Here is a 6,082-nt window from a genome sequence, read left to right as displayed (position 1 = left end):
GGGGTGACGCCGTCCAGCGCCGCCTTGGCCGAGCCCTTGGTGATCGGGATGTCGTCGCCCGGGAAGTCGTACTTCGACAGAAGCTCGCGGATCTCCATCTCGACCAGCTCGAGCAGCTCGGCGTCGTCGACCAGATCCACCTTGTTCATGAACACCACCAGCGCGGGAACGCCGACCTGGCGCGCCAGCAGGATGTGCTCGCGGGTCTGCGGCATCGGGCCGTCGGCAGCCGACACAACCAGGATCGCGCCGTCCATCTGCGCCGCGCCCGTGATCATGTTCTTCACATAGTCGGCGTGCCCGGGGCAGTCGACGTGCGCGTAGTGGCGAGCCGGGGTCTCGTACTCGACGTGAGCCGTCGAGATCGTGATGCCGCGCGCCTTCTCCTCAGGCGCCTTGTCGATCTGGTCATACGCCGTGAACGACGCGCCGCCAGACTCAGCCAGAACCTTCGTGATCGCAGCCGTCAAAGACGTCTTGCCATGGTCGACGTGACCAATCGTACCAATGTTGCAGTGCGGCTTCGTGCGAGCAAACTTCTCTTTGGCCATCGTAGCCTCCGTCAGATCTCTTCAAGTGTTCCGTGTAATGCGTTCTTCTATCAGGCGTATTTGGCCTGGACCTCGGCAGCGACCGCGGACGGCACCTGCTCGTAATGGTCGAACTGCATCGTGTAGTTGGCGCGGCCCTGGCTGAACGAGCGCAGCTGGTTCACATAGCCGAACATGTTGGCCAGCGGCACCATCGCATTGATGACGACCGCGTTGCCGCGCATGTCCTGGCCCTGGATCTGGCCGCGCCGGGAGTTCAGGTCGCCGATGACCGAACCGGTATAGTCTTCCGGGGTCACGACCTCGACCTTCATGATCGGCTCGAGCAGCACCGAGCCGCCCTTCTGCAAGCCTTCACGCAGAGCGGCGCGCGAGGCGATCTCGAAGGCCAGAGCCGACGAGTCGACTTCGTGGAAGGCGCCGTCGATCAGCGAGACCTTGACGTCGACCACCGGGAAGCCGGCAAGCACGCCGGAGCCGATGACCGAGTTGAGGCCCTTCTCGACGCCGGGGATGTACTCCTTCGGCACCGCGCCGCCGACGATCTTCGACTCGAACTCGAAGCCCTTGCCGGTCTCGTTCGGCTCGATCACCAGCTTGACGCGGGCGAACTGGCCGGTACCGCCGGTCTGCTTCTTGTGGGTGTAGTCGACCTCGGCCTTCTTGGTCAGCGTCTCGCGATAGGCGACCTGCGGCGCGCCGATATTGGCGTCGACCTTGTAGGTGCGCTTCAGGATGTCGACCTTGATGTCGAGATGCAGCTCGCCCATGCCCTTCAGGATGGTCTGGCCGCTCTCCTGGTCGGTCGAGACGCGGAAGGACGGATCCTCGTTCGCGAGCTTCGACAGGGCGAGACCCAGCTTCTCCTGGTCGGCCTTGGACTTCGGCTCGATCGCGATCGTGATGACCGGCTCGGGGAACTCCATGCGCTCCAGGATCACCGCCTGGTTCGGGTCGCACAGCGTGTCGCCGGTGCGGACGTCCTTGAGGCCGGCCAGGGCGACGATGTCGCCGGCATAGGCCTCCTTGATGTCCTCGCGGTTGTTCGCGTGCATCAGCAGCATGCGGCCGACACGCTCCTTCTTGTCGCGCGTCGAGTTGATGACGCCCTGGCCCGCCTCGACCTTGCCCGAATAGACGCGGCAGAAGGTGATGGTGCCGACGAAGGGGTCGTCCATGATCTTGAAGGCGAGCATAGCGAAGGGAGCTTCGTCGGTGGGCTCGCGGGTGGTCGGCTCTTCGGTCTTGAAGTCGATGCCCTCGACCGCGCCACGATCGACCGGCGACGGCAGGAAGTCGACGACGGCGTCGAGCAGGGGCTGCACGCCCTTGTTCTTGAAGGCCGAGCCGCAGAGGACCGGGTGGAAGGCGCGGCGCTGCACGGCCGTGCGCACCAGACGGCGCAGCGTCTCGGCGTCGGGCTCGTTGCCTTCGAGATAGGCTTCCATCGCCGCATCGTCCATCTCGACGGCGGCTTCGACCAGCTTCGAGCGATACTCGGCAGCCTTGTCGGCGAGATCGGCAGGGATTTCCTTCTCGTCGAAGGTCGCGCCGAGCGCCTCGCCGTTCCAGACGATCGCCTTCATCTTGATGAGGTCGATCACGCCGGCGAAGTTCGACTCCGCACCGATCGGGATCTGCAGGCAGACGGGCTTGCCGGCGACGCGGTCGATGATGTCCTGGACGCAGCGATAGAAATCGGCGCCGATCTTGTCCATCTTGTTGACGAAGACGACGCGCGGGACGTCGTACTTGTCGGCCTGGCGCCAGACGGTCTCGGTCTGCGGCTCGACGCCTTGGTTGCCGTCGAGCACGCACACGGCGCCGTCGAGCACGCGCAGCGAACGCTCGACTTCGATGGTGAAGTCGACGTGGCCGGGGGTGTCGATGATGTTCAGGCGGTTGTCGCGCCAGAAGCAGGTCGTCGCAGCCGAGGTGATGGTGATGCCACGCTCCTGCTCCTGCGTCATCCAGTCCATGGTCGCGGCGCCGTCATGGACTTCGCCGATCTTATGGCTCTTGCCGGTGTAGAACAGGATGCGCTCGGTCGTCGTCGTCTTGCCGGCATCGATGTGGGCCATGATGCCGAAGTTGCGATAGCGATCGATAGGATGAGAACGGGGCATGGGAATGCTCTGTCTTTCCGGGTCGTAACGGACGAATTACCAGCGATAATGCGAGAAGGCGCGGTTGGCTTCCGCCATCCGGTGCGTGTCTTCGCGCTTCTTGACGGCGTTGCCACGGTTGTTGGCGGCATCCATCAGCTCGGCCGAGAGGCGCTCGACCATGGTGCGGTCGTTGCGGCCGCGGGCGGCGGCGATCAGCCAGCGGATGGCGAGAGCCTGGCGGCGCTCGGTGCGAACCTCGACCGGGACCTGATAGGTCGCGCCGCCGACGCGGCGGGAGCGGACCTCGATCGCCGGGGCGACGTTCTCGAGCGCGGTCTTGAAGACAGCGAGCGGATCGCTCTTCAGCTTGCCCTCGATGATGTCGAAGGCGCCGTAGACGATGCCTTCGGCGGTCGACTTCTTGCCCTCGTACATGACCGAGTTCATGAACTTGGTCACGACCACGTCGCCGAACTTGGCGTCGGGAATGATCTCGCGCTTCTCTGCACTATGGCGGCGGGACATCGTCTAGTCTCCGGTCAAATCTTCTAAAACGGCGAACCGGCTGAGCCCCTGCCCGGCCGGTCCGACACTGATTACTTCGGACGCTTGGCGCCGTACTTCGAACGGCGCTGCTTGCGGTTCTTGACACCCTGCGTGTCGAGCACGCCGCGCAGGATGTGATAGCGCACGCCGGGAAGGTCCTTGACGCGGCCGCCACGGATCATGACGACCGAGTGCTCCTGGAGGTTGTGACCCTCACCCGGAATGTAGCCGATCACTTCGAAGCCGTTGGTCAGACGCACCTTGGCGACCTTGCGGAGCGCCGAGTTCGGCTTCTTCGGGGTCGTCGTATAGACACGCGTGCAAACGCCACGCTTCTGCGGGCAGTTCTCGAGCGCCGGAGCGGTGTTGCGCGCCTTGACCGGCGAGCGGGGCTTGCGGATCAGCTGGCTGATTGTCGGCATTTAAGGCCTCTCGCTCCCTTGAGCGCTTGATGAATTCCGGTGTTCATTCCGGCATCTCACGAGGCCATGACCAAACGAAGCCGCGCCATCGGCGCCCTTTTACGGGGCCTCAGGCGCGTTCGCCATGCAGAGGAACACGGAACGAGCCCGCATTCATGCGTCCTGCCATGTCGTCGTCAGACGCTGGAATTCCGATGGAGTTTCGGTCGCGAACCTCGCTTGCAACAAAGGCAAGCGACAAACGTGTCCGACAGCCATCGACAGTGGCGCGCTTATGACTCAGGTAAGGATTCGCGTCAACCCCGGATTTGCACCTTTGGGCCGTTCCGCCCAGCTTGTTCTGCAGGCTGAGCTGCTAAGCAGTCTCTGGGCTAAAAGTGAGAGACGGATTCAGCTTCAATCTTCGTCATCTTCGGCGCTCACCCGCATCTGGTCGTTCCAGAGCTTGCGGTAGAGGCCGGAGCGCTTGCGCATCAGGCTCGCATGGTCGCCGCGCTGCACGACTCGGCCTGCGTCCATGACGATGATCTCGTCCATGTCGGCGACCGAGGTCAGCCGGTGCGTCACGAACAGCAGGCTGCGGCCGCGGCCGATCTTCTTCAAGGTGCGGTTGATCGCGGCCTCGGTGGTCTGGTCGAGCGCCGAGGTCGCCTCGTCGAGCAGGAGAATCGCCGGATCGCGCAGCAGAGCACGGGCGATCGCGATGCGCTGGCGCTGCCCGCCCGACAGGGTCTCGCCGCGCTCACCAACGATGGTGTCGTAGCCCGCGGGCAGGCTCGCGATGAACTTATGGATCTCGGCCTTCTTGGCGGCGGCCTCGACCTCGGCGTCAGACGCGTCCAATGAGCCGAGCCGGATGTTCTCGCGCAGCGAGGTGTTGAACAGGACATTGTCCTGGAACACCACCGCCATCTGGGCCCGCAGCGAATCGCGGGTGACGCTGGCGATGTCGACGCCGTCGATCGTCACCCGCCCCTGCTGCGGGTCGTGGAAGCGCAACAACAGGCTGAGCAGCGTGCTCTTGCCCGCCCCGCTCGGCCCGACGATGGCGACGCGCGTGCCGGCGGGAATCGCAAGGTCGAGCCCGTCGATCTGGGCGCCCTCCCCGCCATAGGAGAAGCGCACGCCTTCGAAGCCGATCTCGCGCGCGATGCGAGGGCACTCGACCGCGTCTGGCCGGTCGGAAACCCGGATCGGCTCGTCGAGGATGTCGCGCATGTGCCGCACGGCGCCGGAGGCGTCGATCACCACCGGGATGTACTGCGTCAGGTGGTTGAGGTTGTAGGTGATCTCCCAGAACACCGCCTCGAAGGCGACGAAGGTGCCGACCGTGATCACGTCGTTGAAGGTGAGATAGGCGCCGATCGCCAGCACGATCAGGTGCAGCCAGAGCACCACGATGGTGATCGAGCGCTCGACCATGGTGTTGAGGAAGGTCGAGCGCGCCTGCGCTCCCCGCAGCACGCGGTTGCGCTGGCCGAACCAGCGCTGCGAGATTCCGACGAGGCCGAAGGCCTTCACCACCGGCTGCGCGCCGATATTCTCCTGGACGACGCCGAGTTCGCCGGCCTGAGCGCGCTTGACCTCATAGCTGGCGGCGACCGCCCTCGGCGTGATCAGCCGCGGCCCGATCAGCGCGATCGGGATGATCAGCAGCGCCAGCAGGCCGAGCTCGGTGTTGAGGTAGATCAGGAGGGCGATGCCGGCCAGCAGCTCGAGCAGCGGCAGCGCGCCCCAATTGGCGAAATGGATGACCGCCTCTTCATAGGTGGTCATGTCGTTCGAGAAGCGCGACAGGATCTCGCCGCGGCGATGGCGCTCGTAGAAGCTCAGCGGCAGCTTCTGGATGTGCTCGAACAGCGAGCGGCGCACATCGGTGGTGATCGCCGCCGTCACCTTGGCGTCGATCCATTCGTACCAGATCGCCACCACCGAGGTGATGATCCCGGCAATGCCGAGCACGCTGAGAATGAAGATCAGCTCGCTGCGATCCTTGTCCTCGAAGACTTCGTCGAGAAGGTATTTGAGCGAGAGCGGCATCAGCACGTTGAAGGCCATCTCGACCAGGAGGCCGAGCCCGACAAGGAAGATGCCGAGGCGATGCGGGCCGAGATGCGGCCAGGTGAAGGAGAGGACGCCTCGCAGCGCGCCCGCGGCTTCGCCGGCGGTGTAGACGACAGGACCGTCATCGTCCTCATCGTCTTCCTCCTCGTCATCCTCGTCGTCTTCGTCCTCGTCGTCATTCGCCTCGGCCGCGCCGGACTGCAGCGCGCGCCGCTTCGGCTCCTCGGGCGGACGCGGCGCCGGCCGCTTCACCGCGCCGGCGGTCGCAGCTTTCGTCGCAGGATCGGGCGCGGCATCGTTCTCGCCTGTGCCCGGCTTGACCTCGTCGTCGCTCACTGATCACCGGCGGGGCTCAATCAACTCCCGCCGCTCCCTCTCGGATCGGATTGGC

The 6,082-nt window shown here is 64.8% G+C and carries 5 protein-coding genes; all 5 read right to left on the bottom strand.

The genetic code is table 11. The annotated features are described in order from the left end of the window. A partial coding sequence (locus ACFPOB_RS30965; protein WP_377801973.1) for a GTP-binding protein occupies positions 1-551 on the bottom strand: 551 nt, incomplete at its 3' end. Between the two features lie 50 nt (positions 552-601). Then, positions 602-2,677, bottom strand: a complete 2,076-nt coding sequence (fusA, locus tag ACFPOB_RS30960) for an elongation factor G (protein ID WP_377801972.1) — start codon at positions 2,675-2,677, stop codon at positions 602-604. A gap of 36 nt (positions 2,678-2,713) precedes the next feature. Next, positions 2,714-3,184 carry a 30S ribosomal protein S7 gene (gene rpsG / locus ACFPOB_RS30955; RefSeq protein ID WP_092159657.1) on the bottom strand — a complete coding sequence of 157 codons (471 nt, stop codon included), beginning with the start codon at positions 3,182-3,184 and terminating at the stop codon, positions 2,714-2,716. A 71-nt stretch (positions 3,185-3,255) separates the two neighbouring features. Then, entirely contained in the window at positions 3,256-3,627 is a 372-nt protein-coding gene (gene rpsL, locus ACFPOB_RS30950) for a 30S ribosomal protein S12 (RefSeq protein WP_057189964.1), read from the bottom strand. Between the two features lie 396 nt (positions 3,628-4,023). Then, positions 4,024-6,027, bottom strand: coding sequence for an ABC transporter ATP-binding protein (locus ACFPOB_RS30945; RefSeq protein ID WP_377801971.1), 2,004 nt, complete (start codon positions 6,025-6,027; stop codon positions 4,024-4,026). Positions 6,028-6,082: the final 55 nt, after the last annotated feature.

It is taken from the genome of Allobosea eneae, assembly GCF_042657265.1.
GTDB lineage: Bacteria > Pseudomonadota > Alphaproteobacteria > Rhizobiales > Beijerinckiaceae > Allobosea > Allobosea eneae.
Note: the sequence above shows the minus strand (reverse complement) of the source record. Positions and strands in the feature narration are given on the sequence as shown.